The organism is Microbispora bryophytorum, from assembly GCF_006874465.1.
GTDB classification, from domain to species: Bacteria; Actinomycetota; Actinomycetes; order Streptosporangiales; family Streptosporangiaceae; genus Microbispora; species Microbispora bryophytorum.
In genome coordinates this window covers 52,810-79,644 of the sequence record NZ_VIRL01000017.1, presented here as the reverse complement: position 1 = coordinate 79,644, position 26,835 = coordinate 52,810, and the positions used below count along the sequence as shown (strand labels likewise).

General features: G+C 71.3%; 29 protein-coding genes. 7 read left to right on the top strand and 22 right to left on the bottom strand.

The genetic code is table 11. From position 1 onward, the window contains the following. Window positions 1-69: 69 nt before the first annotated feature. Entirely contained in the window at window positions 70-1,704 is a 1,635-nt protein-coding gene (locus FLX07_RS26520; protein ID WP_223853959.1) for a DUF2207 domain-containing protein, read from the top strand. Between the two features lie 95 nt (window positions 1,705-1,799). Here FLX07_RS26520 and FLX07_RS26515 read toward each other — a convergent pair whose 3' ends face one another. Next, window positions 1,800-2,741, bottom strand: coding sequence for an asparaginase (locus FLX07_RS26515; protein WP_142574394.1), 942 nt, complete (start codon window positions 2,739-2,741; stop codon window positions 1,800-1,802). 45 nt (window positions 2,742-2,786) lie between these two features. Between FLX07_RS26515 and dtd the strand changes: the two genes are divergently transcribed. Further along, entirely contained in the window at window positions 2,787-3,212 is a 426-nt protein-coding gene (dtd, locus tag FLX07_RS26510) for a D-aminoacyl-tRNA deacylase (protein WP_142574393.1), read from the top strand. Window positions 3,213-3,248: 36 nt separating this feature from the next. Beyond that, window positions 3,249-3,782 carry a VanZ family protein gene (locus FLX07_RS26505; RefSeq protein WP_142574392.1) on the top strand — a complete coding sequence of 178 codons (534 nt, stop codon included), beginning with the start codon at window positions 3,249-3,251 and terminating at the stop codon, window positions 3,780-3,782. Window positions 3,783-3,808: 26 nt separating this feature from the next. Here FLX07_RS26505 and ygfZ read toward each other — a convergent pair whose 3' ends face one another. The 9 genes from ygfZ to FLX07_RS26460 form a co-directional block, all read right to left on the bottom strand. Next, window positions 3,809-4,876: a CAF17-like 4Fe-4S cluster assembly/insertion protein YgfZ gene (gene ygfZ / locus FLX07_RS26500; RefSeq protein WP_142574391.1), complete on the bottom strand. Its 1,068-nt coding sequence runs from the start codon at window positions 4,874-4,876 to the stop codon at window positions 3,809-3,811. A gap of 115 nt (window positions 4,877-4,991) precedes the next feature. Beyond that, on the bottom strand, window positions 4,992-6,566 hold the full coding sequence (locus FLX07_RS26495; RefSeq protein WP_142574390.1) for a fused response regulator/phosphatase: 1,575 nt from the start codon (window positions 6,564-6,566) through the stop codon (window positions 4,992-4,994). Next, on the bottom strand, window positions 6,559-8,301 hold the full coding sequence (locus FLX07_RS26490) for an ATP-binding response regulator (RefSeq protein WP_142574389.1): 1,743 nt from the start codon (window positions 8,299-8,301) through the stop codon (window positions 6,559-6,561). Before FLX07_RS26490 ends, FLX07_RS26495 begins: the two co-directional genes overlap by 8 nt. After that, entirely contained in the window at window positions 8,301-9,302 is a 1,002-nt protein-coding gene (locus tag FLX07_RS26485; protein ID WP_208762405.1) for an ATP-binding protein, read from the bottom strand. Before FLX07_RS26485 ends, FLX07_RS26490 begins: the two co-directional genes overlap by 1 nt. Window positions 9,303-9,337: 35 nt before the next feature. Next, window positions 9,338-9,739, bottom strand: coding sequence for an anti-sigma regulatory factor (locus FLX07_RS26480; protein ID WP_142574388.1), 402 nt, complete (start codon window positions 9,737-9,739; stop codon window positions 9,338-9,340). Then, window positions 9,736-10,101 (bottom strand): STAS domain-containing protein, encoded by a 366-nt coding sequence (locus FLX07_RS26475; RefSeq protein WP_189104891.1) that lies wholly within the window; start codon window positions 10,099-10,101, stop codon window positions 9,736-9,738. The genes FLX07_RS26480 and FLX07_RS26475 overlap by 4 nt, the downstream gene beginning before the upstream one ends. Then, the gene (locus FLX07_RS26470) at window positions 10,101-10,937 is read right to left on the bottom strand and encodes an STAS domain-containing protein (RefSeq protein WP_229689515.1); all 837 of its coding nucleotides are present in this window, start codon (window positions 10,935-10,937) and stop codon (window positions 10,101-10,103) included. Before FLX07_RS26470 ends, FLX07_RS26475 begins: the two co-directional genes overlap by 1 nt. A gap of 77 nt (window positions 10,938-11,014) precedes the next feature. Further along, window positions 11,015-11,428 (bottom strand): Fur family transcriptional regulator, encoded by a 414-nt coding sequence (locus FLX07_RS26465; RefSeq protein WP_142574386.1) that lies wholly within the window; start codon window positions 11,426-11,428, stop codon window positions 11,015-11,017. Window positions 11,429-11,813: 385 nt separating this feature from the next. Further along, on the bottom strand, window positions 11,814-12,305 hold the full coding sequence (locus FLX07_RS26460) for a heme-binding beta-barrel domain-containing protein (RefSeq protein WP_142574385.1): 492 nt from the start codon (window positions 12,303-12,305) through the stop codon (window positions 11,814-11,816). A 118-nt stretch (window positions 12,306-12,423) separates the two neighbouring features. Here FLX07_RS26460 and FLX07_RS26455 point away from each other — a divergent pair, with 118 nt between their 5' ends. Next, window positions 12,424-12,786: a DsrE family protein gene (locus tag FLX07_RS26455; RefSeq protein ID WP_142574384.1), complete on the top strand. Its 363-nt coding sequence runs from the start codon at window positions 12,424-12,426 to the stop codon at window positions 12,784-12,786. A gap of 22 nt (window positions 12,787-12,808) precedes the next feature. Here the strand turns inward: FLX07_RS26455 and FLX07_RS26450 are convergent, their stop codons facing one another. The 5 genes from FLX07_RS26450 to FLX07_RS26430 all read right to left on the bottom strand — a co-directional run bounded on the left by FLX07_RS26450 (window position 12,809) and on the right by FLX07_RS26430 (window position 20,630). Continuing rightward, window positions 12,809-13,516, bottom strand: a complete 708-nt coding sequence (locus FLX07_RS26450; protein WP_142574383.1) for a type 1 glutamine amidotransferase — start codon at window positions 13,514-13,516, stop codon at window positions 12,809-12,811. Then, window positions 13,506-14,780 carry a MurT ligase domain-containing protein gene (locus FLX07_RS26445; protein WP_142574382.1) on the bottom strand — a complete coding sequence of 425 codons (1,275 nt, stop codon included), beginning with the start codon at window positions 14,778-14,780 and terminating at the stop codon, window positions 13,506-13,508. The genes FLX07_RS26450 and FLX07_RS26445 overlap by 11 nt, the downstream gene beginning before the upstream one ends. Window positions 14,781-14,873: 93 nt before the next feature. Continuing rightward, window positions 14,874-15,428: a DinB family protein gene (locus FLX07_RS26440; RefSeq protein WP_142574381.1), complete on the bottom strand. Its 555-nt coding sequence runs from the start codon at window positions 15,426-15,428 to the stop codon at window positions 14,874-14,876. 39 nt (window positions 15,429-15,467) lie between these two features. Further along, window positions 15,468-18,557 carry an ATP-binding protein gene (locus tag FLX07_RS26435; RefSeq protein ID WP_142574380.1) on the bottom strand — a complete coding sequence of 1,030 codons (3,090 nt, stop codon included), beginning with the start codon at window positions 18,555-18,557 and terminating at the stop codon, window positions 15,468-15,470. A gap of 126 nt (window positions 18,558-18,683) precedes the next feature. Beyond that, window positions 18,684-20,630: a hypothetical protein gene (locus FLX07_RS26430; protein ID WP_142574379.1), complete on the bottom strand. Its 1,947-nt coding sequence runs from the start codon at window positions 20,628-20,630 to the stop codon at window positions 18,684-18,686. Window positions 20,631-20,775: 145 nt separating this feature from the next. On the opposite strand from FLX07_RS26430, the gene FLX07_RS26425 reads away from it, so the two are divergent. From FLX07_RS26425 to FLX07_RS26415, 3 genes are read left to right on the top strand one after another with little or no spacing between them, the layout of a single operon-like run. Continuing rightward, window positions 20,776-21,432, top strand: coding sequence for a hypothetical protein (locus FLX07_RS26425; protein ID WP_142574378.1), 657 nt, complete (start codon window positions 20,776-20,778; stop codon window positions 21,430-21,432). Next, window positions 21,432-22,109 (top strand): DUF4352 domain-containing protein, encoded by a 678-nt coding sequence (locus tag FLX07_RS26420; protein ID WP_142574377.1) that lies wholly within the window; start codon window positions 21,432-21,434, stop codon window positions 22,107-22,109. Before FLX07_RS26425 ends, FLX07_RS26420 begins: the two co-directional genes overlap by 1 nt. Further along, a complete protein-coding gene (locus tag FLX07_RS26415) occupies window positions 22,106-23,044 on the top strand; it encodes a hypothetical protein (protein ID WP_142574376.1) in 939 nt (312 codons plus the stop codon). The genes FLX07_RS26420 and FLX07_RS26415 overlap by 4 nt, the downstream gene beginning before the upstream one ends. Here the strand turns inward: FLX07_RS26415 and FLX07_RS26410 are convergent. From FLX07_RS26410 to FLX07_RS38895, 7 genes are all read right to left on the bottom strand, one after another. Further along, complete coding sequence (locus FLX07_RS26410; protein ID WP_142574375.1) at window positions 22,998-24,338, bottom strand: hypothetical protein; 1,341 nt, start codon at window positions 24,336-24,338, stop codon at window positions 22,998-23,000. The genes FLX07_RS26415 and FLX07_RS26410 overlap by 47 nt on opposite strands. 30 nt (window positions 24,339-24,368) lie before the next feature. After that, window positions 24,369-24,803, bottom strand: coding sequence for a type II toxin-antitoxin system VapC family toxin (locus FLX07_RS26405; RefSeq protein ID WP_142574374.1), 435 nt, complete (start codon window positions 24,801-24,803; stop codon window positions 24,369-24,371). Then, the gene (locus FLX07_RS26400; RefSeq protein ID WP_142574373.1) at window positions 24,793-25,020 is read right to left on the bottom strand and encodes an AbrB/MazE/SpoVT family DNA-binding domain-containing protein; all 228 of its coding nucleotides are present in this window, start codon (window positions 25,018-25,020) and stop codon (window positions 24,793-24,795) included. The genes FLX07_RS26405 and FLX07_RS26400 overlap by 11 nt, the downstream gene beginning before the upstream one ends. Window positions 25,021-25,134: 114 nt before the next feature. Continuing rightward, the gene (locus tag FLX07_RS26395; RefSeq protein ID WP_142574372.1) at window positions 25,135-25,434 is read right to left on the bottom strand and encodes a DUF1416 domain-containing protein; all 300 of its coding nucleotides are present in this window, start codon (window positions 25,432-25,434) and stop codon (window positions 25,135-25,137) included. Continuing rightward, window positions 25,434-26,273, bottom strand: coding sequence for a sulfurtransferase (locus tag FLX07_RS26390; RefSeq protein ID WP_142574371.1), 840 nt, complete (start codon window positions 26,271-26,273; stop codon window positions 25,434-25,436). The genes FLX07_RS26395 and FLX07_RS26390 overlap by 1 nt, the downstream gene beginning before the upstream one ends. Then, window positions 26,270-26,680, bottom strand: coding sequence for a DUF4395 domain-containing protein (locus FLX07_RS26385; RefSeq protein ID WP_142574370.1), 411 nt, complete (start codon window positions 26,678-26,680; stop codon window positions 26,270-26,272). Before FLX07_RS26385 ends, FLX07_RS26390 begins: the two co-directional genes overlap by 4 nt. Before the next feature lie 57 nt (window positions 26,681-26,737). Further along, entirely contained in the window at window positions 26,738-26,821 is an 84-nt protein-coding gene (locus FLX07_RS38895) for a putative leader peptide (protein ID WP_372446775.1), read from the bottom strand. Between the last annotated feature and the right edge of the window lie 14 nt (window positions 26,822-26,835).

Here is a 26,835-nt window from a genome sequence, read left to right as displayed (position 1 = left end):
TTCCTGACCGGTCCGGCTGACCGCATTCGATCCCCAGTTGGAGCACCGGGACCGATAGGGTTGCGGCTCATGGTGGATCTCGCGCGCCGGCTCGGACTGGCGGCACTGCTCGCCGTCCTCGCCGCCTCCCCCGCGCATGCCGTCACCGCGTACGCCGACACCGCGTACGCCGACACCGCGGCTTCCGCGCCTCCGGCGAAGGACGAGGTGACGATGGAGCTGCGCGCGAACGGCGTGCTCCATGTGAAGGAGACGGTCACCCCGGCCGGCGAGACGGTCAGGCGCACGCCGCTCACCCGGACCCGCTTCGACGACGGCCACGACCGCGTCTACCGCATCTCAGGCGTCAAGGGCGGCTCGTACGACGGGGAGACCCTGACGTTCAAGGGCACGGTGGAATACGACGTGACCGGCGCCGTGACGCCCACGGCGTCGGGCGAGGAACTGCGGTGGTTCGCGGTCTCCGGCCCCGTGAAGGACGCGGTCGTCACCGTGACCGGCCCGGGCCGGGTGCAGAACCTGTCCTGCTTCGCCGGCGAGCTGAGCGCGGCCATCGCCTGCACCAGTGCCTCCGTCGAGGAGACCGGCACCACCTCCACCTTCGAACAGCAGGGCCTCGGGGAGGGCCAGACGCTCACGGTCGTGGTCGGCTACCCCAAGGGCGCGACGGGGGCCCGGCCGATCCTGGAGCGCAGGTTCGAGCTGTCCACCGCGTTCACTCTGAACACGGTGACCGGTGGCTCGCTGGCGGCGCTGCTGGTGCTGCTGCTGGGCGGCGTCGGGCTGCTCTACTGGACGCGGGGCCGCGACGCCCGCGTGGTCTGCAGCGAGTCCGGCCCGGTCAGCGGCCATCTCAACGGGCACTTCAGCCCGCCGGACGGCGTGCGCCCCGGGCAGATCGGCACGCTGTTCGACGAGCAGGCCGATGTGGTCGACGTGACCGCGACCATCGTGGACCTCGCCGTGCGCAACTACCTGCGGATCGACGAGCGGCCGCGCCAGACCTACGACACCCCCGACTGGTGCCTGGTCAAGCTGCCCGGCGCCCCGGTCGGCCAGCTGCTGCCGTACGAGCGCGCCCTCTACGACGCGATCTTCGACGGTCGCGACAGGGTGCTGCTGTCGGAGCTGCACGGGTCGTTCGCCGCACGCCTGTCCTCGGTGCGCGACGCGCTGTATCAGGACGTCGTGGCGCAGGGCTGGTTCGCACGGCGGCCCGACTCCATCCGGTCGCGCTGGACCACCATCGGCCTCGTCGTGGTCGCGCTCGGGGTGGTCGCCACCGTCCTGCTCGCGTGGTTCACGTCTTACGGCCTGCTGGGACTGGCCCTGATCATCGCCGGAGCCGCGCTGGCCTTCGGCGCCCAGTACATGCCGGCCAAGACGGCCCAGGGCGCCGCGGCCCTGGCGCACACGCTCGGGTTCCGGGAGTACCTCGCGGGGGCGAGCGTCGACGACGTCCCCACCGGCCGGCGCGTGGAACTGTTCTCCCGCTACCTGCCGTACGCGGTGATCTTCGACAGTGTGGACCGGTGGGCGCGGGTGGTCAGCGCGTTCGACGGCGACGGGCGGCAGACCGACCACCTGTACTGGTACCAGGGCCCGGCGGAGTGGGACCTGTCCAGGTTCGCCGACTCGATGCGGACGTTCGTCATGACCACCTCCGGGGCGATCTCGACCTCACGCCAGTTCCGCTCCCTATAAGCCGGATAAGCCGGAGCCGGCGGCGCGGTGACGCCGGTAGCGCCGGGCGACGCGAGCCCGGTTGCCGCACCGCGCCGCCTGTGACCCGCGACCGGTCAGGCGGGACGGACGCGGACCTCGCCGACCGGGACCCCGCCGCCGAACAGGGGGGCGGTGGCCAGCCCGGCCAGCTCCGGGGCGTCGATCCCGGCGGCGCGCAGGGCGGCGACGGTGACCGGCACGCGGGCCCGGCCGCCGCCGTCCACGATCTTCACCGTGCCGGCCCGGCCCTCGGCGTCGGCGAAGGCGTCGAACGCCTCCGCGCCCGACTTCACCAGCAGCCCGGGAACGGCCCGCATCAGCAGGTTCTCCGCCCGGGTCGTGCCGCTCGTCCACTCGGGATGCGCGCGCATCGCGTCGGCGACGCGCCGCTCCGGCGTGCCGGCCGGGGCGAGCGTGAGGGCGCGGAAGGCACGCGTCACCCCCGCCATCGAGACGAAGAACAGCGGCGCGCCGCAGCCGTCCACGCCGGTCGCCGCGACCCGCTCGCCGGTGAGCTCCTCCACCGTCGCGCGGATGGCCCGCTGCAGCGGGTGGCCGGGATGGCGGTAGTCGTCGACCGGCCAGCCGTTGACCGCGCAGGTCGCGAGCATCGCGGCGTGCTTGCCCGAGCAGTTCATCAGGATCCGGCGGGCGTCGCCGTGCTCCCGCAGGACCCGGCGGCGCTCCTCCTCGTCGAGGGGCAGGTCCTCCGGGCAGCGCAGCGACGTCTCGTCCAGCCCCGCGCCCGCGAGGATCTTCCGTACGCCGTCGATGTGGAAGGGCTCGCCGCTGTGGCTCGCGGCGGCGAGCGCGAGCAGTTCGTCTTCGAGCGGCAGGCCCGCCCGCACCATCGCGAGCGCCTGCAGCGGCTTCACAGCCGAACGCGGCGACGCCAGGCTCGACGTGTCCCCGCACACCAGGACCGGCGCGCCGTCCGCCCCGATCACGTGCACACGCGCACGGTGCACCGACTCGACGAACCCCGACCGGACCACCTCGACGACCATCTCCGACATGACGGGCAGTCTACGAAGCCCCAGGACGTGGCAGAATTCGGGGCCATGCGTGCGGTCGTACAGCGGGTCAGCTCCGCGTCCGTTGTGGTGGAGGGTCAGGTCGTCGGCGCCGTCGACGAACCCGGCCTGCTCGTGCTCGTGGGCGTCACCCACACCGACGGGCGCGCCGAGGCGGCCCGGCTCGCCGCCAAGCTGTGGGGACTGCGCATCCTGCACGGCGAGAAGTCCTGCTCCGACATCGGCGCGCCGCTGCTGGTGATCAGCCAGTTCACGCTGTACGGCGACGCCCGCAGGGGCCGCAGGCCCACCTGGCAGGCCGCCGCGCCCGGCCCGGTGGCCGAGCCTCTCGTGGAGGCCGTGGTGGCCGAGCTCCGGGCACTCGGCGCGCAGGTGGAGACGGGCGTCTTCGGCGCCGACATGAAGGTCACCCTCACCAACGACGGCCCGATCACCCTCGTCCTGGACGTCTGACCGTCCCGGTCTCCCCCGGCCTGCCATCATGATCGGATGCGGGAGGCGTGGAGCACCTGGTTATATGTCATCGTCACGACCGTCTGCGCCGTTCCCGTGGCCGCTCTCGCCGTCGTGCTCCTCACCCCCCACCGCGCCCGCCGTGGACATCCCGCTCCCCTCCGCACCGCCGTCGCCGACGTGGTCATGGTGACCGGGACCGCACCCTGGATCTGGATGATCCTCACGCCGGGAACGGAGGAGGGCGTGCACGTCGTTCCCCTGGTGGACCTGGCGGGCCAGGTCGCACGGTTGTCAACGGGAGCGGCGGTCGTGCAGATCGGCGGCAACCTCCTGGTCTTCGCCGCGCTCGGCGCGATGCTCCCGGTCCGCTCCGCGCGCTTCGCCTCGCCCGCGGCGGTGGCCGCCGTCGCGGCCACCGCCTCGCTCGCCGTCGAAATTCTCCAGTACGGCCTGCGGCTCGGGCGGGTGAGCTCCGTGGACGACGTGATCCTCAACACGGCGGGCGCCGTGCTCGCGGCCCTGTGCACCCGTAGGTGGTGGGCGAGCCCACCACCTGTGCACCCGTAGGTGGCGGGCCCGCCGCTGACAGATCCCTAGCGGATGCGGCGGCGGAGGGCGGGGTCGATCTTCACGTTGCGCCCGGCGTCCGGCGGCACCACGATCTCCTGGGTCGCCGCCACACCGCCGGCCAGCAGATCGATGTCCACCGGCACCGTACGCTTCACGATCGCGAGGGCGATCGGGCCCAGCTCGTAGTGACGGGCCGACGAGCCCACGAAGCCGATCTGCCCGGGCTGGGCGGAGCCCTCCACGGCGGCCTCCGGCTCGGCCTCGACCGGCGTGCCGACACCGAGGGTCACCGGCGCGCCGTGCGGGGGCAGCTCGTCCACGCTGCCGTCGAGGTGCAGGAAGACCAGGCGGCGGGGTGGGTGGCCGAGGTTGTGCACCCGGGCGACCGTCTCCTGGCCCCGGTAGCATCCCTTGGTCATGTGCACGGCCACGTCGATCCAGCCGATCTCGTGAGGGATCGCCTTGTGGTCGGTCTCGAACCCGAGCCTGGGCACGTGCGCGGCGATGCGCAGCGCCTCGTAGGCCCACAGACCGGCGGGGCGCAGGCCCAGCGCGTCCGGAAGGCCGCCCAGCCGCTCGCGCGGCACGAGCAGGTCGCCGCCGACCGCGACGGCTCCTTCCACGGTCGCGCCGAGCGCCTCGGCGCCCCCGTCCGGAGAAGGAGGGGCGAGGGAGACCACCGCGTAGTCCGAGGTGACGTCGGCGACCTCGACACGCAGCATGAACCGCATCTTCTCCAGGAAGGCGACCAGCTCGGCCGAGGTGCCCGGCTCCACGTGGGCCCACACGGCCTCGCCGTCGTCCACGAGCGCGAGGTGGTGCTCGACGCGGCCCTGCGGGTCGAGCAGCAGGGTCTGGGTGGGCGTGCCCGGCTGGAGCGTGTCGAGCTTCTGCGAGCTGAGGTCGTTGAGCCAGCTCAGCCGGTCGGGCCCGGTGATCCGCACGACCTCGCGGTTGCTCCGGTCGACCAGCGCCCGCCCGCCGGCCAGCGCACGCTGCTCGGCATAGGGATCGCCGTAGTGGGCCGCGACCGTCTCGTCCGGCGCCTGCGCGGCTACCGCGCCGGATGTGTCAAGCAAAGGGCTCCGCATGCCGTCAAGGCTATTCGGTCCCGCACGGCCGGCGTGGCGGCGGCAGGCGTACCTAAACAACGCCCGGCCTGTGGACAACGCCGGCCTGTGGACGATGCCCGGCCTGTGGACGACCTCAGAACGGCACGCGACGGACGGCGACCACCGCCACGTCGTCCTCGCGGGCGCCGAAGGTGGCGATCAGCCGGTCGCAGAAGCCCTCCAGGTCGTCGGTCACGTCCTCGGCCTGCTGCCGGGCGATCTCCAGACTCTCGTCGAGCAGTTTGTCGCGGTCCTCGATCAACCCGTCGGTGAACATCAGCACGGTGGCGTCCTCGGGCAGCCGGACCCGGTCCACCCGATAGACCTCGTGGGCCACCCCGAGCAGCAGGTTGCCGAACCGGTGGTAGGCCGCCCCCTTCCCGGCCAGCAGCGGCGGGATGTGCCCGGCGTTGACGATCTCGCTCTCCCCCGTCGCGGGATTTATCAGCATCAGGCAGACGGTCGCCGTCATGCCGGGGTGGTAGCGCCGCAGGACGGCGTTGAGCAGGCTCATCGAGCCGGCGGGGTCGACGACGTCGATCACCGACGCCCGCAGCGCGTAGCGCAGCTCCGCCATCACGGTGGCGGCGTAGAGCGAGTGGCCCTGCACGTCGCCGAGCGCGACCAGGACCCGATCGCCGAGGGGCAGGACCTCGTAGAAGTCGCCGCCCACCTCCACGTTGTCCACCGCCGGCTGGTAGCGCACACTGATCAGCAGGCCGGGAATCCGGGGAATCTCGGCGGGCAGCAGGCTGCGCTGCAACGTGAGCGCGATCGTGTGCTCCTCGGCGTAGGCGCGGGCCGCGTCGACCGCCAGCGCCAGCGCCTGGCCGAGCTGCCGCAGCAGGCTCACCTCCGCGCCGTCGAGCGGCGAGCCCGTCTCCACCCCGAGGAACACCGGCGGCCGGCCCGCCTTCGTACGGCACAGCATGCCGGACACGTGCGCGACGACGTCGCTGTCGGGGACCACACGGGCCCAGGTCGCGTTGTCGATCTCGAACGTCCTCACTCCGGGGGACTCCCCGATGGAGATGGTGCTCAGCCGCTCCAGGGTGTCGGGATGGACCGGCCGTGCCACCGCGTGCTCCCCCGGCCGGGCGGAGAACCTGCGCAGCCGTCCGTCCGGCGGGATCGCCAGCACCCGCGAGTAGCGCTCCAGCAGGCGGGAGCAGCCCTCGGCGGCCGCCGACAGGAGCCGTTCGAAGTCCTCCGCCTGGTTCATCTCCAGCGTGATCTCGGCCAGCTCGCTCAGCCTGGCCGCCATCCGCTCGGCACGCTGCCGCGCCCGGTAGTACCGCAGGGTCGCCCGCACCGTCGCGGCGAACTCGTCGGGCTGGATCGGCTCCGACAGGTATGCGTCGGCTCCGCGTTCCAGCCCCTCGGCGCGGTCGGCCGGGGTGACGGCGTTTCCGGACACCTGGATCACCGGAATCGAGGCGGTCTCCGGATTCGCCTTGATCTTCTCGCACACCTCGATGCCGCCCACGTCGGGCATCCGTACGTCGAGGATGACGAGGTCGGGTTTGAGCACGCCGACGACGGCCAGCGCCTCCTCGCCTCCTCCGGCCTCGACGACCCGATGCCCGCTACGGCGCAACCAGCTCGCCAGGACGTAGCGCTTGGTGGGGATGTCGTCCACGACCAGGACCGTCGCCGCGTCGTCAATCATGAGCCCCACCCCTGTCACCCTCCACGCTCCGTGCACACCGTACGGCCTTGTCGCGTCCGGCCCTGTCGCGTACGGCCTCCCTGAGCGCCTCCAGAAGCTGGTCCCTGCGCAGCCCGTGCTTCGGCAGCACCGGATGAGGCTCTCCCGGCTGCTCGGACACCACCGACACGACGACCGCCGGGATCCCGCACAGGACGTCGTCCTCGGCCATCCGGTGCAGCAGCGCCGTGCCGTCCAGGCGCGGCATGAGGAGGTCGACCAGGACCACCTCCGGCGGTCGCTCGCGCATCAGGTTGAGGGCCTCGACTCCGTCGGCCGCCTCGTCCACCGCGGCCGCGAACCCGAAGAGCATCCGCCGGGCCACCGCACGGAAGCCCGCGTCGTCGTCGGCCACGAGCACCCGGCCCACCTCTGGACTGACCATCCGGTGCGGCACCCGCAGCGTCGCCGTGGTGCCCTCGCCCGGCCTGCTCGCCAGTTCCAGCGTGCCGCCGATCGCCTCCGTCAGCCTCCGGGCGTACGGCAGGCCGAGGCCGGTGCCCTTCGTCTTGAGCTGGAGCGGCCCGGGCACCTGGAAGAACTCCTCGAAGACGCGCTCCAGGTGCTCGGGGGGAATGCCCACGCCGGTGTCGGCGACGGTGAAGACGACCTCGGCCATCGCGGGGTCCACGGCGGCCGTCAGGCGCACCTCCCCCTGCTCGGTGAACTTCAGCGCGTTCGACAGCAGGTTGCGCAGGATGGTGGTCAGCATGGTCTCGTCGACGAACATCTCGCCGATCTCGTCCGACACGTCGGCCGACACGTGGGCCGACAGCGTGACCCCGTCGGCCCGGCCGGCGGGCTGGAGCGTCATGCGCAGCCCCTCGGCCAGGGCGACCACGTCCACCATCGACGGCTGCGGGTCCAGCCGCCCGGACTCGGCCTTGGCCAGGTCGAGCAGCTCTCCCACGAGCGCCAGCAGGGTCTCCGCGGAAGCGCCGATGAGGGTGACCTGGTGGTGCTGCTCCCCGGTGAGCGGTTCCGCGCCCGAGCCGAGCAGCAGCCGGACCAGGCCGATGATCGAGTTCAGCGGCAGCCGCAGCTCGTGGCTCACGTTGGCCCAGAACCGCTGCCTGGCCTCGGCGGCCTGCCGGAGCTGGGACGACTTCTCGTCCAGCTCGGCGTAGAGCGCCACGACACCGCGGTTGGTCTCCTCCAGCTCGGCCGACAGCTGGTTGTACAGCGCCAGCACGCCCTGGTTGGTCTCGGTCAACTCCGCGTTGAGCCGGAGCACCTCCTCCAGGGTGCCGGCCAGCTCCCTGTTCTGCTCACGCAGCACGTCCAGGGCCGCCGTGGGAGGCGAGAGATGGGCCAGCTCCGCGCGGATGCCGTCGAGCGACCGCCGCCTGCGGTGCTCGGGCACCCGCTTCACCAGCGTGACGCGTCTGTCCCCGGCCGACAGCGCGATCTCGTCGACCAGACGACCGGCCAGCTTCACGCCCTCGCTCTCCCGCAGGTCGGCGCCGTCGAGACAGTCCACCGTGATGACCAGCCGATCCTCACGCAGGTCGAAGACGACGGTGCTCCCGGCGCCCCGCCCCAGCGCCTCACGGCCGATCTCGCTCAGCGCCGTCGCCACCCGGATCTGATCCTGGGATTCAAGCCCGACGATTTCGGCGATCCGGCGGCCCAGTTGCCGTACGGCGAAGACGTCCTGGTCGCTGCAGATCTCCGCGCGGGTGAGCACCTCGCCCATCACTGCCCCTGTTTGACGGTTACGACGCAGGCATCGTCCCTGCGGCTGCCCACGTCGCGCAGCAGGGTCGCGCCCACCACGGCCGGGGAATGGGCGAACAGCCCGGGGAAGGAGGCGGGGTGCCAGCGGTCGGTGAGACCGTCGGAGTGGAGCACCACCGTGGCATGCGGCGGCAGCGCGTACTCGTACTGCCGGGGACGCCTGCCCTTGTGCCCGGCGATGCCGGGCAGCGAGATCATTCCCTGGCGGCCTTCGGCGTGCGCGATCCAGCCCGAGATGTTGCCCAGCCCGGCGAACGTGACGCTCTCACGGCCGACCCGCACCACCGCGACCGCCCCGCCCCGCGTGTGGCCCAGCCCCCGGTGCACGCGTTCGAGAGCGGAGGCCGGAAGGGCGTGCGGATCCTCCATGAAGATCCGCACGGCCTCGCGGGAGGCGTGCGCGGCGAGGTCGCCGTGGCCGAGCCCGTCGCAGACCAGGACGCTGACCGCGTCGCCGTCGTCGGAGAAGGCGAAGGCGTCGCCGCACACGCTCTCCTCGCCGATGGGACGGCGCAGCCCGCTCACCCGCAGCGGCGGGCCGGGCAGGCCGTCCGCGGTGAAGTGCAGGACCAGCACGGTTCCCCTGCCGGGCACCGAGTAGACGTCCCAGCCCGTGGCCATGCGGGCGATCGCGCCGAGGCCGATGCCGAGCGTGCCCGAGGTGGAGTAGCCGTCCCGCAGGGCGCGGCCGAGGTCGGCGATTCCGGGGCCCCTGTCGACGGCCACGAGTTCGACCGTGCCCGGGCGCTCCAGGTGGTGGCGTACGAGCACGGCACCCCCCACCGCGTGCTTGACCAGGTTCGAGACCGCCTCGGTCACCGCCACCGCGACCTGACCGGTGCGGTTCTGGTCGAACCCGGAGGCCGTGGCCAGCGCGACCGCCGCCCTGCGCAGCGCGCCGATCACGCTCGGGTCGGCGGTGGAAACCCACACGTCCTCGTACCGGTGCGTCATCGTCATGTCACCGCGCCCACTCGATCACAGCTCTCACTCGATCACCGGGCCCATTTGGTCACCGTCACGCGGGTGCCCTCGCCGGGCGCGGAGACGAGGTCGAACTCGTCCACGAGCCGCCGCGATCCCGTCAGCCCGAGTCCCAGCCCTCCGGCGGTGCTCCAGCCCTCGGTCAGCGCCTGCTCGACGTCCGGGATGCCCGGCCCCTCGTCCGTGAAGACGAGCCGCAGGCCCGGCCGCCGCCCGCCCTCCAGCACCTCGATCAGCACCCGGCCTCCACCGGCGTGCACGAGGGCGTTCCTGGCGAGTTCGCTGGCGGCGGTCACGATCTTCGTCTGGTCGACCAGAGAGAGCCCCATCTCGGCCGCGAGCCCTCTGACCTGCTGACGTACGACCACGACGTCGCCGTTGGTGGCGATGGGCAGCTCCCGGGGCGCGCTCACCCCGCGGTGCCCCTGACGTGCTGCAGCATCGCGACGCCCTTCTCCAGGTTGAGGGCCGTGCGCACGCCGCCGAGCGACAGTCCCAGCTCGACCAGCGTGATCGCCACCGCGGGGCGCATGCCGACCACCACGGTCTCGGCGTCGAGCATGCGGGTCATCGCGGCGATCGTGGAGAACATGCGGCCGATGAACGAGTCGACGATCTCGACGGCCGTGATGTCGATGATGACGCCTCGCGCACCCGAGGAGACCACCGTGTCCGCCAGGTCCTCCTGCAGGGCCAGCACGCTCTGGTCGTCCAGGTCGACCTGGATCGAGACGATCAGGATGTCGCCGAGCTTGAGAATCGGCACACGTTCCATCAGGCGCGCTCCGCCCTGACCGCGACCCGCGTCGGCGCGCCGCGCGTGATCTCCACACCGCTCCGTCCGAGGGCGTACGCGAGGGCGTCGGCCAGCGATGCCTTGGTGACGATGTCGCCGAATTCGATGCCCAGCGTGACGATCGTGTGCGCGATCTGCGGGCGGATGCCGGAGATGACGCATTCCGCACCCATCAGGCGGGCCGCCACGACGGTCTTGAGCAGATGCTGGGCGACCTGCGTGTCCACGGCCGGCACACCGGTGATGTCGATGACCGCCTGCTCCGAGCCCGTGTCCACCAGGGTCTGGAGCAGCTTCTCCATGACGACCTGGGCGCGGGCCGAGTCGAGCGTGCCGACGAGCGGCACGGCGACGATGCCCTCCCACAGCTTCACCACCGGCGTCGACAACTCGAGCAGCTGCTCGGTTTGGTCGAAGATGATCCGCTCGCGGGCGGAGGTGTAGGTCTCGAAGGTGTACAGGCCGAGGTCGTCGACGAGCCGGGAGAACCATACGAACCCGCGCAACGCGTCCGGGCCGCCGTCGGCCTCGACCACCTCGTACAACGCCTCCTTGAGCGAGAACACGAGCCGTGCGGTGTCGGACGGCGTGTGCCCCTGCCGGACGCGGCCGCGGGAAAGCTCGGCGAGCAGCCCGCGTGCGTCGGCGAAGTCCGCTTCCTCGCCGCTGAGCGCGGCGTGCAACGCCTGATAGAGATCACGTAGTTCGTCGGAAGACGCTCCGGACAATTGCGTCCACCGCTGGAGCAGCCGCTCCTCGCTGGACAGAAAAAGGTCAACTATGCGCCGCCTGGCGGCCTCCGCGGGAACGGTCACCCTCATCTCCTGACGAATCGGCGTGGTGCGCCACTCGTCACGCTACCGGCCCCGAAGCACAAAACGAGCAATGATACTCAAACTCTGCATTTGTGACAATGCCCGAAGACGGTTAGATGGCGGACATCGGTGGCGAAACCCAGTTCCGCGTCGAGGGCCGAGACGAGGCCGTCCACCATTTGGGGGGCCACCTCGGTGACCTCGCCGCACCCCCGGCAGACGAGATGGACGTGGTCGGCCTCGGAGGCGAGGTGATAGGTGGGAGCGCCGTGGCCGAGATGGGTGTGCGTGACCAGCCCAAGCTCCTCCAGGAGCTCAAGGGTCCGGTAGACGGTCGAGATGTTGACTCCCCTGGCCGTCCGCTGCACGCGGGAGCAGATGTCCTCGGGCGTGGCATGCCCCAGCTCGGTGACCGCTTCCAGCACGAGCTGCCGCTGGGGAGTGATCCGGTAGCCGCGGGCCCGCAGCTCCTCGTGCCAAGTCTCGGCCATGCCCCCGAGTGTAAGTCGTGCCCGCCGGAACACGCCCTTAGTCGGCCCTTCCCCGTCGCCGCCGGGAGGCTCCCCGGCTGTCGCGGGAGGGGCGCGAAGTTCATCGCATTAATCGTTTGCCCGCGCGCGGGGTGCTCGCATAGCGTGAAGGCACGCAGAAGGGAGGTGGTCCAGACAATGGTTGATCATTCTTGGACTAGCGAGGTGGCTGTCCGCTAGGACTCGTCCATCTGGACCTTCCGTCTGGATGTCGTACGACGTCCCGGCGAATCCTCGACAGACACCGGAACCCCGGGCAGCCGGCGGCCGCGACTTGCGTCACGGCCATGGTCCAGCCGGCCCACCTCACAGGAGGCGGAGCGAGCCCGGGGTTCTTTCTTTTCTCCTACTCGTCGAAGTCGCCGGCCCGCTTGAGCTCCGCCGAGGCGTGCGACTGCAGCGGGTGCCCCATCGCCGCCATGTCGTAGGCGTACATGAGGTTGCCGTTGACCAGGCCGTAGAGCCGGTGACCCGCGTTGTAGTCCTTGGCCGTCGTGGTCCGCGCGACCACGTCCGTACGCAGCTCGATCTTGTGGAAGACGACCTCTCCCACGTAGATCTCCACGATGCCGGTCGGATGCGCGAGGCACACCTCGATCTGGCGCTCGGGCTGAATCCGCCAGAACCCCGTCTCCGTGGACAGAGGCCGGACCTTGGCGCCCTCGGCGTCGAGCAGCCACGTGCGGCTCTGATAGGTCAGGAACGGCTTCCCGTTGTGCCCGAAGACGATCTCCTGGCCGAAGTTGGCGCTCTCCATGGTCGGATAGCCGATCACCCCGGCCCCCTCCCAGCGGCCCAGGAGGAAGGCGATCGGCTCGAGGTCGGGATGTACGTCCATGGAGACGAGCTTAGAGGCGCGCGAGCGGCCCCTCGCACCATGCGCGGCATGCCCCGATTGTCCAACTTGTACGGCATGCGGCGGCACACCGGCGACCCCGGCGGACTAGGCTCGCAGCATGGCACGATCACTGGTCATCAAGGTCACGGCCGGGGCGGACGCCCCGGAGCGTTGCAACCAGGCCTTCACGGTCGCGGCGTCCGCACTGGCGAGCGGTGTCCCGGTCTCCCTGTGGCTGACCGGCGAATCCTCGTGGTTCGCGCTGCCGGGACGGGCCAAGGAGTTCGCCTTGGCCGAGGCCGCCCCGCTGGAGGACCTGCTCGACGCCGTGCTCGTCGCGGGCAGGGTCACGCTGTGCACCCAGTGCGCCGCCCGCCGGGGCATCACCGTGGACGACGTGATCGACGGCGTGCGCATCGCCGGGGCCCCCACGTTCGTCGAGGAGGCCCTGGGCGAGGGCGTGCAGGCGTTGATCTACTGACCGGCCGGGACCTACCGCCTGGTCAGCTCGGCAGCACCGCCCGCAGGCGCTCGTCGCGCAGCGCCTGATACCAGCCGTCGTCGATCGGGGGCAGCGGTCCGGTCACCCAGCTCAGCAGCAGGTCGGCCAGCGCGGGGTTGCGGGCGAGCGCCGGCCCGTGCAGGTAGGTGCCGATGACACGGCCCGCGTAGCAGCCCTCCGTGCCGTCGCCGTTGCCGATGCCGGTCAGGGTCCGCGACAGCGGGCGCACGCCGGGGCCGAGCCTGGTCACGCCCATGTGGTTCTCGAAGCCCGTCAGCGTGGGCAGCCCCAGCGCGGGGTCCACGTCGGCGGCCAGCTCGCCGACCGCGCGCCGCTCGCCCCGCCCCGAGCTGATGTCCAGCAGCCCGATGCCGGGCACCGGCTGCCCTTCCTCGCCGCCGAACACCGTGCCCATGATCTGGTAGCCGGCGCAGACCGCCAGAAGGGCCGCACCGCGCTGGATCGCGGCCTGCAGGCCGCCGTCCCGGCGCAGCCGCTCGGCCCCGAGGATCTGCGGCCGGTCCTCGCCGCCGCCGATCAGGTAGACGTCGCCCTGCTGCGGCACGGGGTCGGACGACCGTACGTGGACGGTCCTGGTCTGGATGCCCCGGGCCTGGGCCCGCTGCTCCAGCACCAGGACGTTGCCCTGGTCCCCGTACGTGCTGAGGAGGTCGGGATAGATCCAGACGATGGACAATTCAGACTGCACGGCCGAACTCCGCTCGGATCTGCTGGAACGCGGTGTAGTTGGCGATCACGTCGATCTTGCCGGGCGCGAGGAGGCCCACCGCCTGCTCGAACGAGTCGCAGAGCTGGAAGGGGACCCCGGCCACGGTCAGCCGCAGCGCGAGGTCGAGGCGGCGCTCGCCGGTGACGAGCACGGGCCTGCCCCGCAGGATGCGGTAGTCGACGTCCCACAGCCAGGAGGTGTCGCGGCCGTCCGGCCCCTGCGCGTTCACCGACAGGATGATCGGCAGCGCCGGGTCGGCGACGTCGAACGCCTCCAGCCAGCCGGCCGGGTTCTTGGCCAGCAGCAGCCGCAGCGACCGGCCGTCCCGCTCGACGGTCGTGTAGCGCCCGGCGACGGAGGTGACCGTACGCAGTCTGGGCAGCGCCCGGGCGGGGTCGAGGCCGAGGGTCTCGGCGACCGCCAGCGCCATGGCGGCGTTCGCCCGGTTGGCCTGGCCGGGAAGCTGGATGTCCAGGCGCCAGTGCTGGCCCCGGGGATCGGTCACGTACTCGCCGTCGAGCACCCAGTTGGGCTCGGGCCGGCGGAAGGTGCACTCGCGGCACGCCCAGTTGGTGTCGGCCATCTGGGCCGCGGTGAGGCCCTGACCGCCGTTGCCGAACCCGGAGCGGTCGAGCGGGCCGCCGCACTCGGGGCAGCACCAGGAGTCCTCGCGCCAGCGCTGGCCCGCCGCCACCCAGGTGACCCGGGCGGCGGTGGACGCGCCCCAGGTGACCAGCGGGTCGTCGCAGTTGGCGATCACGTGCACGGGCCGGCCGGCGAGGGCGCGGCGCCACTTCTGGGCTAGCAGCCAGATCTCGGCCGCCCGGTCCATCTGGTCGCGGCTCAGGTTCATGAGGCAGAGGATGCCGGCGTCGGTCGTGTCGAGGACCTCGGGGAGGTACTTCTCGTCGACCTCCAGCACGCCGTACGGCGCGTCCTTGTTGGAGGCGAGCGCCGACACGTGCCCGGCGGGCATGTTGGCGCCGAAGGCGTTCGTCGCCACGTCGCCGAACTCCTGCAGCGCCGAGGTGATCAGACGCGTCGTCGTGGTCTTGCCGTTCGTGGCGCTGACCAGGACGAGCTTGCGGTCGGCCGCGAGCTTGCGCAGCAGGTCGGGCTCCAACATGAGGCCGACCCTGCCGCCGATCACCGAGCCGTCGCCACGCCCGGTGGCCCTGGACAGCGTCGCGGCCGTGCGGCCCAGGGCGCTGGCGAGCTGCGCCCGCAACGGAAGCTGACTCATGCCGAGATCCTAACCGCGCCCGGAGCCTGCGCCGACGTAGCGGTGCCCGCCGTGGCCCCGCGCCGGTCGTCTCGCCGGCGACTTCCGGCCGCCCTATGCCGTTGCGTGAGAACCGGGCCGCTGGGCGCGGTAGAGGTCGCGGAGCAGCGCGACCTCGGCCCCGTGGTGGATGATTTCCCGGTTCACATGCAAGATCACGTCGGCGAAGGGGAAGCGGCCGTCGAGCGTCCCCGGTGGACCGTCGCTGCGCCGCCCCAGCATGCTGTCGTCCGCCGCGGCGAGGCCGTCCGTCCAGTCGGCGTACGCGCTGTCCAACCAGGCCAGCCCCTCGGCCGCGGTCGGCCCCGGCCACCGGATCCGATCCATCGTCAGCGTGCCGTCTCCGAAGTGGAAGTCGGCCCGCTGCGCCAGCGTCTGGCCGACGTGCGCCAGCCGCCAGGCGATGGTGGTCAGCGGCGCCGGGTCGGGCGCCGGAAACGCCCAGTCCAGTGCGAAGGCGCCGTCGGGCCGCGCGCGAATCGACCAGCATCCCTCCGCCGGCTCCCACAGGTATTCGGCGTCGGTGAGGCCGGACAGGCGTGGCCGTAGCTGGTGCTCCCAGTGCCAGGTGAGTTGGGAAGTGAGTCGCCGCAGACGGCTGTTCGGCATCGGCTCTCGGGCTCCCTTCCGGGGGGTGAGGGGGTGGGATCACGATCCGAAGGACAGCTCCGCGGGAGTGTCGCCGTCGAACGGCAGGACGAACCGGCGCGGCCAGGACAGCACGGTCTCCAGCCAGCCCGCGCTCATCGTCTGGGCCACGTATTTGACCCGTTCGCGCGGCTCGACCCCGATGGCGACCGTCGTCACGTCGCGCTGGATGCCCTCGTGCTCGTCGTCGCCCAGGATGACCCGCCAGGCCAGGGCCCGGTTGCGGTCCACCTCCATCGACAGCGGATGGTGGCGCAGCGCCTTGGCGCGGTGGCCGAGCAGCTCGGTGCGCACGCCGACCGCGACCCCGCCCTCGGCCGGCTCGGCGCCGTTGACCCCCTGATGCGGGTACGGCCGGCCGGCCGGGTCGGTGCCGAACAGCGGATACTCCATCGCCGGGGCCGGGCTGCGCAGGTTGGGCGCGGGATGGCCGAACGGGAACAGCCGGTCCACCTCGTGCAGCCAGCGGACCTGCGGGATCACCCAGGCCGCGCCCGGCCGCTCGCCCGCCCGCATCGGCGGCTCAGTCTCCCCGCCGTCCGCCTGGCCCGCCGCGAGCAGCCCGGCGGCGACCTCGGCGGCCTTCTCGGTGAGCAGCGCGGGGTCGAACCACGTCCGCAGCGACCAGGCGCGGCGCGCGACCGACCGCTCGGCCAGCGTGGCCAGCAGGCACTCGCGCCGCTTGGCCGGCAGCTCCGCCCAGATGTCGGCGAGCACGCGCGGCACGCCCGGCAGCGACCGGTTCGTCACGAACGCCAGGACGACCGTGTCGGTCCAGATCCGCAGCCACGCCCACTCCGGGGCCACCGCGAGCAGGTCGGCCTCGCGCAGCTCGACCAGCGTGCACGCCTTCCCCGTACGGCACTCGCGCCCGCAGGCGGCCGAACGGCGCCCGCAGATCGGCGGCACCGGGCCGAGCGTCTCGCGTTCGCGGTCCTCGCCCAGCGGCACCTGGACGCGCAACGGGCGGTCCATGCCGTCGGCGAACACCGCGGCGAAGCCCGGCTGGAGGGACACCACCTGGCGCGACTGGTCCTCGCTCAGGTTCATCGCCGCGCCGACGAGCGCGCGGTCGTCCTCGGCCGGAAGCCGGTGCACGACCTTCAGCGCGGTGTTCTTCACCACGTCGGAGACGAGCTTGGTGGGGATCTGCTCGGCCACGATGATGCCCTCGCCGTACGCCCTGATCTCGGCGAGCATCCCGGCCAGCAGCTCGACGGCGTGCGTGGAGGCCCGCTGGGAGCCCCTGTCGCGCAGCAGCCGGTGGGCCTCCTCGATGACGATGACGTGCCGCAGGCCGCCCGCGCCGTCCTCGCCCCGCGGTTCCGAGCGGGCGCGCATCCGCAGGTGCTCCACGATGCGGATGATGAGCGTGCCCATGAGGAACGCCTTGTCCTCGTCGTTGGCCACGTCCTCGATCGCGAGCACGACGTTGCGCTGGAGCAGGCCGCCGATGTCGGCCGGGTGGCCGCCCTCGAAGAACCGGCCCGCGCTGCCGACGCGCAGGCTGCGCAGGCGCAGGCTGATGAAGCCCTCGACGTCGGCCTGGACCTCGTTGCCGTACCCGATCTCCTGGATGACCTCCAGCGCGTGCTGCTGGAGCTGCTCCAGGGTCGGCACGGCCGGCTGCACGGCGGCCCCCGGGATGCCGCCCCCGGTGACCACGTCCCAGCCGTTGGCCTCGTAGACGCGCTGCAACGCCAGCGACATGATCTGCGGGAACGGTTCCTCGGCGTCGAACGCCGCCATGAACAGCGCCCTGACCATGTCGATGTGGGCCTGCACGGGGTAGCCGGGCTCGGGCGCGAGCGGGTTGATGCTGATCGGCACGTTGTCGGGCGCCGAGGGGTTGATGACGGTCAGCGGCGCCAGGTGCTCGACCCGGCCGGCCATCGCGGCGTACTCCGACTTGGCCGGCTCGATCGCCAGCCACGGGATGCCCGCCTTGGTGAGCTGCTCAAGCAGGTGACGCACGGTCTGCGACTTGCCCGAGCCGGTGGCGCCGGTGACGAAGGCGTGGCGGTTCAGCGTGGCCAGCGGCACCCGGAACATTCCGACGGCGCGGTCCTGCCCGTCTACGATCGCGCCGAGGTCGACGGTCTCCGCCGAGCCCTCGACCTCGGTCTCGCTCGTCACGTCGAAGAAGCCCGCGTCGAGCACCCGGACACCCGGCACCTCACGGCGCGGCAGCCCGGCGAGCGCGGCGAGCGCCCCGGCCGTCGCCGCGAACGGCGCCGCCGCGCCGTCAGCCGAATCCTGCAGGTTGACGGCCAGCGCCTCGTTGAAGCCGTACACCGACTCGCAGGTGCCGTCGCCGGTCAGGGCGGGCAGCGACATCGCGCTGCGCAGCCGGTAGGGGTGGTGGCTCATCTCCACCGAGCCGACCAGCACCGGAGCGATCTGGCGCAGCTCGTCGGGGCCGGCCGCGCCGGCGAGCACCCGGACGTTCCACAGGCCGGCCTCGCGGAAGGCGTCCAGCTCCTGCATCCTGCGCTCGGCCCGCTCGGCGTCGAAGCGCGAGCGCTCCGAGGCGTCGCCATACTGGCGCAGCACGTTGAGCTGGGTGCGCAGGTGGGCCACCTCGGCGTCGAGCAGGTCGGTCGGCTCGGCGACCACCACCCACGCGAACGGCCGGGACATGAGCGTGACCAGCGTCGACTCGAACAGCGTGGGCCGTTTGGTCTCGTCGGGCTCCGGCTCGCGCCTGCCGTAGAGCGGCGGGGCCTGCCGGCCGGGGCACGGCGTCCAGACGAGGTCGGCGAGGTCGGCCAGCCACTCGTCGCCGATCTCCACGCCGCGCGCGCCGCCGGGGAACAGCAGCGGCTGCGGGCCGGTGACCGGCGGCTCCGGCGTGGTGGCCGCGCGCTTCGGCGGCTTGGGCGGCGTGAGCGGTCCCGCGTTGGTGATGAGCTCCAGCGGCGCACCCGAACCCCGCGACAGCCAGCCGATGACGAACGGCCGGTTGCGCTGGGCGGCGGACAGGACCGCGGGCAGCACCGTGACGAAGTCCCACTCCGCGGACGAACTACGCGATGGGGCGGTGATCGCCTGGATCCGGTACCACGGCCCGCTCAGGGGAAACGGCTGCATCAGACCCCTCAGGTGACGACGAACAGGGGAGAGACTCCTTGAACGATCACGCTCGCACACCCCGGTTGACGATGCTCTTACCGACAGCGGACCGTGTCATGGTCGCATGTGACGTTTCGTGAGTGGTCATGACCGCTTGCGCCAGTCGAGCCGAGGCGGCGGCGGGCCCAGATTGGGGGGCAGGTTCGGCGGCACATCGGGCAGCACGGGCTCCTCCGGCTCCGGCTCCGGCTCGGGCTCCGGGGGCGCGAGGGCGGCCCTCCGGATCTCCTCGAACTCCCCCAGCGTCGTCTTGGGGAAGGTGAGTATCGCCGGATTCGCATCCGCGAGGCGCACCTGGCGTCCCTCCGCGGTCGAGTAGGTGACGATCACGGAGGTCGTGGGGAGCTGCTGGAGCTGGTGCGGCTCGACCAGGAACTCCCGCGACCGCTGCAGGACCCCGTCGGCGACCGTGGGGGCGCGCCGTCCCCACTCGGTCGACTCGGTGATGTCCTCCCGCAGGTCGCCGTCGCCCTTCTCCTCCCCCTCCGTACGGCTCTCGCCGACGGTGGAGGTGTAGAAGCCGCTCGGGCCGTTGACCGCCGAGCTGAACGTCTCGGTGAGCTGGGCGAGCTCCAGGCGGTGCTCGGTGCCGACGTGCTCGCTGGCCACCCGGGCGTCCTCGGCGTTGCCCAGGCGCATGAACGCGACCGCCGCGTGTCCGCGGCCGAGCCGCTCCCGCACGGTCGGGGTGAGGCTGCGGTAGGTCAGCACGAGCCCGGTGCGCGAGGTCTCGCAGGCGTCCATGAGCCGGTCGAGCACGTCGCCGCGCAGCTTGTCCGCGCCCGCCACGATGATCGTGTGATACCAGGGCCGCTCGCTGGCCGGCGACTGGCGCAGGATGTGCGTGAGCGCGGTCGCGACGTAGGTCCCGAGGACCCGGTTGCCGAAGACCCCCGCCTGCCGGTCCATGCTGACGACCCGCAGCCGCGCGGGCGGCAGCCGTACGGCCTGGGAGCCCAGCGTCTCCAGCTTGCGCAGCTGCGATTCCAGCGCCCAGGCACGCTCGATGACCACCCGGTCGGCCACGCCCCGGCCGAACAGCATGCCGATGCGTTCGAGCTGCGACGCCGTGAGCAGGCCGCCCTTCATGTCGTCGCGCGGGTCGCCCACCTGTGCGAGCGCCCGCAGGGCGGCGGTGACCTGGCTGATCGTCGCGTTCTCGCCCAGGACCTCGAGCACGCGCTCCAGGATCGCGTTGTCGAAGCCGATGTCCCTGCTGGTCTCCTCGCTGACGCTCACCACGTGGGCGAGCACGTCGGCGAACGCCTCGGGCTTGAGGGTCGCGCCGAGGTCGAGCCGGGGCAGGTCCACCGGGAGCACCCAGACGAGCGGGTCGTCCCCGCCCCTGCGCGCCAGCTCGATCAGGTCCTTGGCGATCGCGCCCTCCGACAGGTCGAGCACGGTCAGGTGGCCGCCGCTGTAGAGCCGGGTCGCGCCGATCAGCGTGAGCAGCGCCGACCAGCCGGTCAGCGTGCCCCCGGCCACGTCGACCCGGTCGATGTCGTCGGGCACCGCCACGGCGTACCAGTTGATCTGCTGGTCGAAGCGGTTCTTCTTCTCGGCCCAGTCGCGGTATTTCGCGGCGTGCTCCTCCTGGGCCGTGACGATCTCCTGCCGGCGGCGCTCCTGCTCCCGCAGCGCCTTACGGCGGCGCGCGTCGAGCCGCTCGTTGACCGTACGGTCGCCCTGTCTGATGGCGTAGGTGCAGATGGCGGCCACGCCGCCCGCGGCGACCAGGCCCAGCATCACGAACGACCAGTTCAGCAGGCCGGTCACGCCGAGGACGAGGATCCCCGCGGCCACCACGGCCATGAACGTACGGAAGATCTTGACCGGGCGGTTGAGCAGGTCCTTCTGGAGCCGCTCCCGGTGGATCCACTCGGTGTCGGCGTCCGCCGGAGGCTCGGTGACATCCTCCCTGGCCGGTCGCTTCGGCGGCGGCCCGGGATCCGGGTACAGCAGCGCATACTGCCAGCCCAGGTAGATCCGATCCGCCTGCAACTGGGCATGCTCGGGGTGCGGGTCGCCCACGGGCCCTCCATGTCCGCCTCGGTCACAGCGTAGGAGCTGGAAGCCCTGTCAGGGCGCGCTTCTCGCCATTCGGACGTATTTCCGCGCGGGGGGTCGAACCATTGCGGCCAATGGGGCAACTGTGGTCGTACTACCATCGCTTGCCATGACGTCATCCCCCAATGGCGCCCGCCGACGACGCCCGGTCATCGTCCCGGTCGCCCTCGCGCTGGCCGTGGTGGGCGTCGGCGTCACCGCCGCCTTCGGCGGCTTCAAGGACGCCCCGGACAAGCCCCCGGCGACGGTCTCGCCCGGAGACATGATCGACCAGGGGCTGTTCCACACCCAGTTCATCAAGGCGATCGACATCACCGAAAAGGGCGACTTCGGTACCGACAAGCGCTACCTGGAGCTCGTCCTCAAGGTCACCAACGTGGGCGACAGGACCGCCTCGGTCGGGGTCATGCCCGAGGCCGGGAGGTACTCGCCGTTCGGCTCCTTCGCCGGTTCCCTCCTGCGGACCCGTCCGGAGATCAAGACCGAGTACGGCCCCGAGGTCTCCGTGCTCAGTCTCGGCGTCGAGAGCCACCAACTGCATCCCGGCATCACCACCACAGTCGTGGTGAAGTACGAACTCGAGCCCACCGCGACCGCGCCCCCGGAGATCAGCCTCGACGTGGGCTCGTTCGCCTACGAGCAACTCGGACTGCTGAACCAGGGTTATGACTGGATGCTCGCAGGCGCGTACACGGACGAGAAGGGCACCTTCGAACCCGAGGTGGCCACGCGGATCACCCTTCCCGTACGGAAGGAGACCAGCTGATGGCGGCCACGCAGACGGACAACCGTGTCTCCCGCCGCGCGGTCCGCGCCAAGCCGCCGAGGCGCGGTGCGGGGCGGCGGATCGCCGCGGGAGTGGCCGGGATCGTGCTCGCGGCGGCCGCGGTCTACGCACAGCAGCACTTCTCGATGTCCTTCGAACAGCGCACCTCCTATCTGACCTACAACGGCCGGATCGGCGAGACGGTGGAGACCAAGCGCTTCACCGTCAAGGTCCTGTCGGTCACGGCCGCCCGCGCCGTGGACACCACGGACTACTCGAACAAGGTGACCAAGGTGGCCACGAGCAATCTGTTCCTCCTGGTCGACATCTCGGCGACGAGCGCGCGTGAGCCCTTCAGGCTGAGCAGACTCGGTCCCCCCGTCCTGCTGACCGCGGACGGCCGGCGCTACCAGCCGACGGACAAGGTCAACGACACGCTGACACTGTTCAACAAGTACATCCAGCCCGGGTTCTGGACCAGCGGGCTGCTCGTCTTCGAGGTGCCGGAAGACGCGGTGCCGGGCGCCGACCTCGTCTTCGTCCCTCCCGTCAGCCCGTTGGTGAGCGACAACTACGCGCCAGAGGCGCAGATCGATCTGAAGCTGTCCGGCGCCGCCGCCGCCCGGCTGATCTCCCAGGCGGAGGACAACCACTCTCTCGTGAGCGAGAGCCGATGACCGAGACGCCCATGGACGGAACCCCACCGAGGAACGGCCCGGACGCCCGCGACTGGTTCGCGCCCCCGGCCGAGCAGACCTCCGACATCACCTACAGCGGCGCGCTTCCCGCGCCGCGGCCGACGGCGCCGCTCTCCGTGCCCATCCCCGGCACGCTGAAGCCGCCGACGGACCTGCGGGTGTGGCCGCCTCTGGAGCCCGAAGCGGAGGACAGCTCCACACAGCCTTTTCCCGCGCTGCGGACGAACCGGCAGCCGCCGCCCATGGCGCTCGCTCCCGCTCTCCCGTCCGCGGAGGCGCCCGGGGAGACGCTCGGGGAGGCGCCCACGGGGCCGCCCGCCGAAGTGTCCGCACAGGAGCCCTCAGCCCCCGCACGGCGTACGGGCCTGCTCGTGGGGGGAGCCGTGCTGTCCGTCGTGCTCGCCGTCGGCGGCCCCACGGTGTTCGGCTACCAGACGTACAAGTACGCCCGCCCCGACTACACCGTCCATGTCGTGCCACCCGGCCAGGCGGGAGTCTGGCAGCACGTGTCGTGGCGGGTGACCGTGGAGAAGGTCAAGGACCCCACCGGCAAGCCGGAGCGGTCCGACCGCCAGTGGATGAAGGTCCTGGTGACCAGGACCGCGCTCGACGCCGAGGGCGCCATTCGCCACGGGGAGCCGGCGGAGATCACGTTCACCGACCGAGCCGGGCGCACGTGGCAGGTGGAGATGGTGAACAACGAGACGCCACCCGACACCAAGGACAACGTGATCGGCACGCCGTACCGGCTGGAGATGATGGCGGTGGTCCCGCCGCCCGTGGCCGACGAAGTCGAGGTCGCGCTGCGGCCGAGCACCTACCGTAGTGTGCCCGGTCAGTCCGCCGAGGATTTCGTGAAGGACGCCTTCAGTGCGACGGAGAAGGACGATCAGGTTCTGCGGTTCCGCCGGTGACGGACGCCGCGCCCTCCGCCCGCGCCCGTGTCGCGGCCAGGTCGAAGGTGGCGGCGATCAGGCACATCGACACCAGGGTGACGACCAGGTCCACGACATAGGAGAGCGGCTCGCCGGTCGCCATCCACTGGTACGGCTCCCCGCTCGCGGTGAGATAGCGGCCCGCTCTGAGGAGATAGTCGCCGCCGATGTGCAGGCCGACGTAGCAGAGGGCGAACAGCCCGAACAGCGCAGGGCCCCCGCGCGCCGTCAGGCGCAGGGAGTTGAGCAGCGGGATCCACCGCGAGGTCCAGCCGTCGCTCAGCTTCGCCAGGGCCAGACGCGTCCAGTCGTGCGTGCGCTCCAGGTGCACCGCCGCCTGCTCCAGGCGGGTCCCCCTGATCGTGGTCCGGGTGTCCTCCGCGTAGGCGCCGTAGACGAGGATGCCGACCGTCAGCCACGTGAGCGGGATGGCAAGGGCGTCGACGGCGTACGGCCAGACGCCGCCCAGCCACTCCGAGACCGACTTCCACCCCGGGACGCTCTCCTCGGCCCTGGCCGCGAGATCGTGCCAGGCCGCGACGGCGGACCGCTGGCCGATCCAGTCGGAGCGCGCCCCCACGGCTGCGGCGACCGCGTTGAGCCCGTAGAAGGCGAACGCGAGCTCCCCGAAGGTGGCGAGCATGCCGGAGATACGGCCCTCGCCCGCCTCGTGGCGGCGGCCGAAATACCACTTGACCGCGTAGGCGACGACCATCGTGGCCAGGGAGATCCTCGGGTCGAGGCTGATGAGCCCGCCCATCACTCCGCTGTCGTCGCCGCTGCCGGCATCGAGCACATACCGGTCCGGCTGCCGCATCACGTCGATGCTTGAGAACTCGCGGGCGTCGTCGGCGACGAACCCCCAGGTCGTGTAGAGGCCGGCGAAGACGAGCGCGGTCCGGTTGAGCGCGTTGAGCAGGCTCTCCTTGGCCTCGCCGGCCACACGCCGGGCCTGGGTCTCGAGCAGCGCCTCGCGGACGACGTACAGCATGCCGACGGTCGTGGCGAGCGACGTCATCACGACGAGCGTGAACAGGAACATCACCAGCACCAGCCGGGCCTGATACCACGAGCCGTGCGAGACGGTCGCGGCCAGAAGGAGCAGCGCCCAGCGCACGAGCCGTCCGGCCGAGAACCAGAAGATCAGCGGGAGGGCGCATTTCGCGATGATCCGCAGGGCGTTCAGCGGCAACGCGTACGGTGACAGCGTCCAGGAGGCCCGGCGCGGCGCGGCATCCTGGAGGGGGGCGGCAAGTGCGGACGTTCCGGACACCTGCCGCATGCTATCGGCTCTCGCTCCTCCCTACGGAGCGATGAGCTCGACTGTGGGGAAGTAGGTCCGATATCGGGTGGTGTCGCGGGTGAGTAACCGGTATTTCCGCACCGCAGCGTGCGCGCCGATGAAGAAGTCGGGCAGTGGTGACCTCTTCTCACCCCCACGCCTGCGATAGGCGAGGAATGCCTTGCCGGCGAGGAAAGCCGCCTCGAAGGGCACGTCCTCACGCTCGTAGTCCTCGGGCGGCAACGCCTCGTCGAGGCTCTCGATGCTCGAGAAGCCGACCGACACCTCGGAGTAGACGACCGGATTGAGGATCAGCCGTCCCTCGTCCAGCGTCCGGGCCAGGGCGTCGGCGGACCAGGCCCCCCATTTGGGGTCGTCGGTGGCGACGTCGAGCAGAACGCAGGAATCCACAAGGGTGACCTGCTCGCGGACGACGCGCAGAGTACTACTCGTCACGCAGCAGTCCCATGATCTCGTCAGTGGTCATGGACGTCGTCGCACTGCCACGGAGTCGCTGCGCGGCCCGCCGGCCCCGCGTGCTGCTGCTCTCCCGGCGCATGATCCGCAGGGTGTTGCCCACTTCGACGACGTCGACCTCGTCGCCGGGGTGCAGGCCGTACTTCTCGCGGATCTCGGCGGGAATGGTCACCTGTCCCTTGCTGTTCAGTCGCATCGCGCTCGTCCCCATTACGTATTACAAGTAGCACGTAATACTAGCCGTCCACAGGAAAACGCAGAAGGCCGGTGCGTTCGCGGGAACGCACCGGCCTTCTCGTCGAGCAGTGGATCAGACGGTGACCGCGAGCTGGGCGACCTCGCCGAGCTTGGCCTCGACGGGGACGTCCTTGGTGACGCCGCCGCCGGCGATGATGCGGACGGTCCACTGGCCGGGCGCGGCGAAGAACCGGAAGATGCCCTCGTCGGAGACGACGACCTCGCCGGTGAACTCGCCGCTGTGGTCCAGCAGACGGGCGTACGCCGTGCCGGCGCCGGTGACGACGCCCTGGATCACGGCCTGGTTGGACAGGTCGATGCCGGCCGGCAGCGCGACGGTCTGCTCAGGAGCAGCGCAACCCTGGATGGTCATCAGCGGGCCTCCCCCAGCTCGATCGGCACGCCCACGAGCGAGCCGTACTCGGTCCACGAACCGTCGTAGTTCTTGACGTTGGGCTGGTCGAGCAGCTCGTGCAGCACGAACCAGGTGTGCGCGGAGCGCTCGCCGATGCGGCAGTAGGCGATGGTGTCCTTGGAGAGGTCCACGCCGGCGCCCGAGTAGAGCTCGCGGAGCTCGTCGTCGGAGCGGAAGGTGCCGTCGTCGTTGGCCGCCTTCGACCACGGGATGTTGCGGGCGGTGGGCACGTGGCCGCCGCGCTGCGCCTGCTCCTGCGGCAGGTGGGCCGGGGCGAGCAGCTTGCCGGTGAACTCGTCGGGCGAGCGGACGTCGACCAGGTTCTGCTTGCCGATCGCGGAGACGACGTCGTCGCGGAAGGCGCGGATGTCGTTGTCGGGCTCCGAGGCCGCGTACTGCGTGGCCGGCCGCTCGACGACGTCCTTGACCAGCTCGCGGGACTCCAGCTCCCACTTCTTGCGCCCGCCGTCGAGCAGCTTGACGTTCCCGTGGCCGTAGACCTTGAAGTACCAGTAGGCGTAGGAGGCGAACCAGTTGTTGTTGCCGCCGTACAGGACGACGGTGTCGTCGTTGGCGATGCCGCGCGACGACAGCAGCGCCTCGAAGCCGGCCTTGTCGACGAAGTCGCGGCGGACCGGGTCCTGCAGGTCCGTCCTCCAGTCGATCTTCACGGCACCGCGGATGTGACCCTTGTCGTAGGCGCTGGTGTCCTCGTCGACCTCGACGAGCACGACACCGGGCGTGTCGAGGTTGGCCTCGACCCAGTCGGCGTCCACCAGAACGGCGGAGCGGCTCATTGGATTCTCCCAGGTTGTAGACGGCGAATGAGCAGGTACGTTTCGCAGCCCAGGCAGAAGCCGAACGCTGCGTTGAGGATGGCGGCCAGCAGTGCCGCTGCTGTCGCACCCAAGGCCAGTGGGGTGATCCCCGCCGCGAATCCGATCAGTCCCACCAGCGCGAACCCCAGCCCGACGGCCTGCGCGAACCGCGGCGGCGCCGCGTCCTCCATCTCGGCCGGCGGCCCCAGCCTCGGCCGTACGAACCGGCGGAAAACCAGCCCGTACGGCGACGCGCCGACGGCGCCGAGCGCGAAGACGACCGCCTGTGCGGCGAGCAGCCAGGGATTCTGCGCGACCAGTACGACCGCGAGTACCACGCTGGTTACGGCCGCTCCGAAACGCGGGCCACGAGGGTCGATCTGCATCGTGGGGATGCTCCTGAAGGATTCATGGAAAGCGACACGAAGTCGCAGGAATCACCCTCAGGCCATGCGACAGAGCGAGGTCGCGACGCGGCAGAAGTCCACCGCGCGGCGCTTCGTGAGCAGCTCTGTCGTGGGAGTCATGACCACGACAGTAC

Excerpts from the sequence above, each read along its gene's own strand:
- FLX07_RS26520 (WP_223853959.1), top strand. The coding sequence starts at position 70 with ATGGTGGATCTCGCGCGCCGGCTCGGACTGGCGGCACTGCTCGCCGTC.
- FLX07_RS26515 (WP_142574394.1), bottom strand. The coding sequence starts at position 2,741 with ATGTCGGAGATGGTCGTCGAGGTGGTCCGGTCGGGGTTCGTCGAGTCG.
- dtd (WP_142574393.1), top strand. The coding sequence starts at position 2,787 with ATGCGTGCGGTCGTACAGCGGGTCAGCTCCGCGTCCGTTGTGGTGGAG.
- FLX07_RS26505 (WP_142574392.1), top strand. The coding sequence starts at position 3,249 with ATGCGGGAGGCGTGGAGCACCTGGTTATATGTCATCGTCACGACCGTC.
- ygfZ (WP_142574391.1), bottom strand. The coding sequence starts at position 4,876 with ATGCGGAGCCCTTTGCTTGACACATCCGGCGCGGTAGCCGCGCAGGCG.
- FLX07_RS26495 (WP_142574390.1), bottom strand. The coding sequence starts at position 6,566 with ATGATTGACGACGCGGCGACGGTCCTGGTCGTGGACGACATCCCCACC.
- FLX07_RS26490 (WP_142574389.1), bottom strand. The coding sequence starts at position 8,301 with ATGGGCGAGGTGCTCACCCGCGCGGAGATCTGCAGCGACCAGGACGTC.
- FLX07_RS26485 (WP_208762405.1), bottom strand. The coding sequence starts at position 9,302 with ATGACGATGACGCACCGGTACGAGGACGTGTGGGTTTCCACCGCCGAC.
- FLX07_RS26475 (WP_189104891.1), bottom strand. The coding sequence starts at position 10,101 with ATGGAACGTGTGCCGATTCTCAAGCTCGGCGACATCCTGATCGTCTCG.
- FLX07_RS26465 (WP_142574386.1), bottom strand. The coding sequence starts at position 11,428 with ATGGCCGAGACTTGGCACGAGGAGCTGCGGGCCCGCGGCTACCGGATC.
- FLX07_RS26460 (WP_142574385.1), bottom strand. The coding sequence starts at position 12,305 with ATGGACGTACATCCCGACCTCGAGCCGATCGCCTTCCTCCTGGGCCGC.
- FLX07_RS26455 (WP_142574384.1), top strand. The coding sequence starts at position 12,424 with ATGGCACGATCACTGGTCATCAAGGTCACGGCCGGGGCGGACGCCCCG.
- FLX07_RS26445 (WP_142574382.1), bottom strand. The coding sequence starts at position 14,780 with ATGAGTCAGCTTCCGTTGCGGGCGCAGCTCGCCAGCGCCCTGGGCCGC.
- FLX07_RS26440 (WP_142574381.1), bottom strand. The coding sequence starts at position 15,428 with ATGCCGAACAGCCGTCTGCGGCGACTCACTTCCCAACTCACCTGGCAC.
- FLX07_RS26435 (WP_142574380.1), bottom strand. The coding sequence starts at position 18,557 with ATGCAGCCGTTTCCCCTGAGCGGGCCGTGGTACCGGATCCAGGCGATC.
- FLX07_RS26425 (WP_142574378.1), top strand. The coding sequence starts at position 20,776 with ATGACGTCATCCCCCAATGGCGCCCGCCGACGACGCCCGGTCATCGTC.
- FLX07_RS26420 (WP_142574377.1), top strand. The coding sequence starts at position 21,432 with ATGGCGGCCACGCAGACGGACAACCGTGTCTCCCGCCGCGCGGTCCGC.
- FLX07_RS26415 (WP_142574376.1), top strand. The coding sequence starts at position 22,106 with ATGACCGAGACGCCCATGGACGGAACCCCACCGAGGAACGGCCCGGAC.
- FLX07_RS26400 (WP_142574373.1), bottom strand. The coding sequence starts at position 25,020 with ATGCGACTGAACAGCAAGGGACAGGTGACCATTCCCGCCGAGATCCGC.
- FLX07_RS26395 (WP_142574372.1), bottom strand. The coding sequence starts at position 25,434 with ATGACCATCCAGGGTTGCGCTGCTCCTGAGCAGACCGTCGCGCTGCCG.
- FLX07_RS26390 (WP_142574371.1), bottom strand. The coding sequence starts at position 26,273 with ATGAGCCGCTCCGCCGTTCTGGTGGACGCCGACTGGGTCGAGGCCAAC.
- FLX07_RS26385 (WP_142574370.1), bottom strand. The coding sequence starts at position 26,680 with ATGCAGATCGACCCTCGTGGCCCGCGTTTCGGAGCGGCCGTAACCAGC.
- FLX07_RS38895 (WP_372446775.1), bottom strand. The coding sequence starts at position 26,821 with ATGACTCCCACGACAGAGCTGCTCACGAAGCGCCGCGCGGTGGACTTC.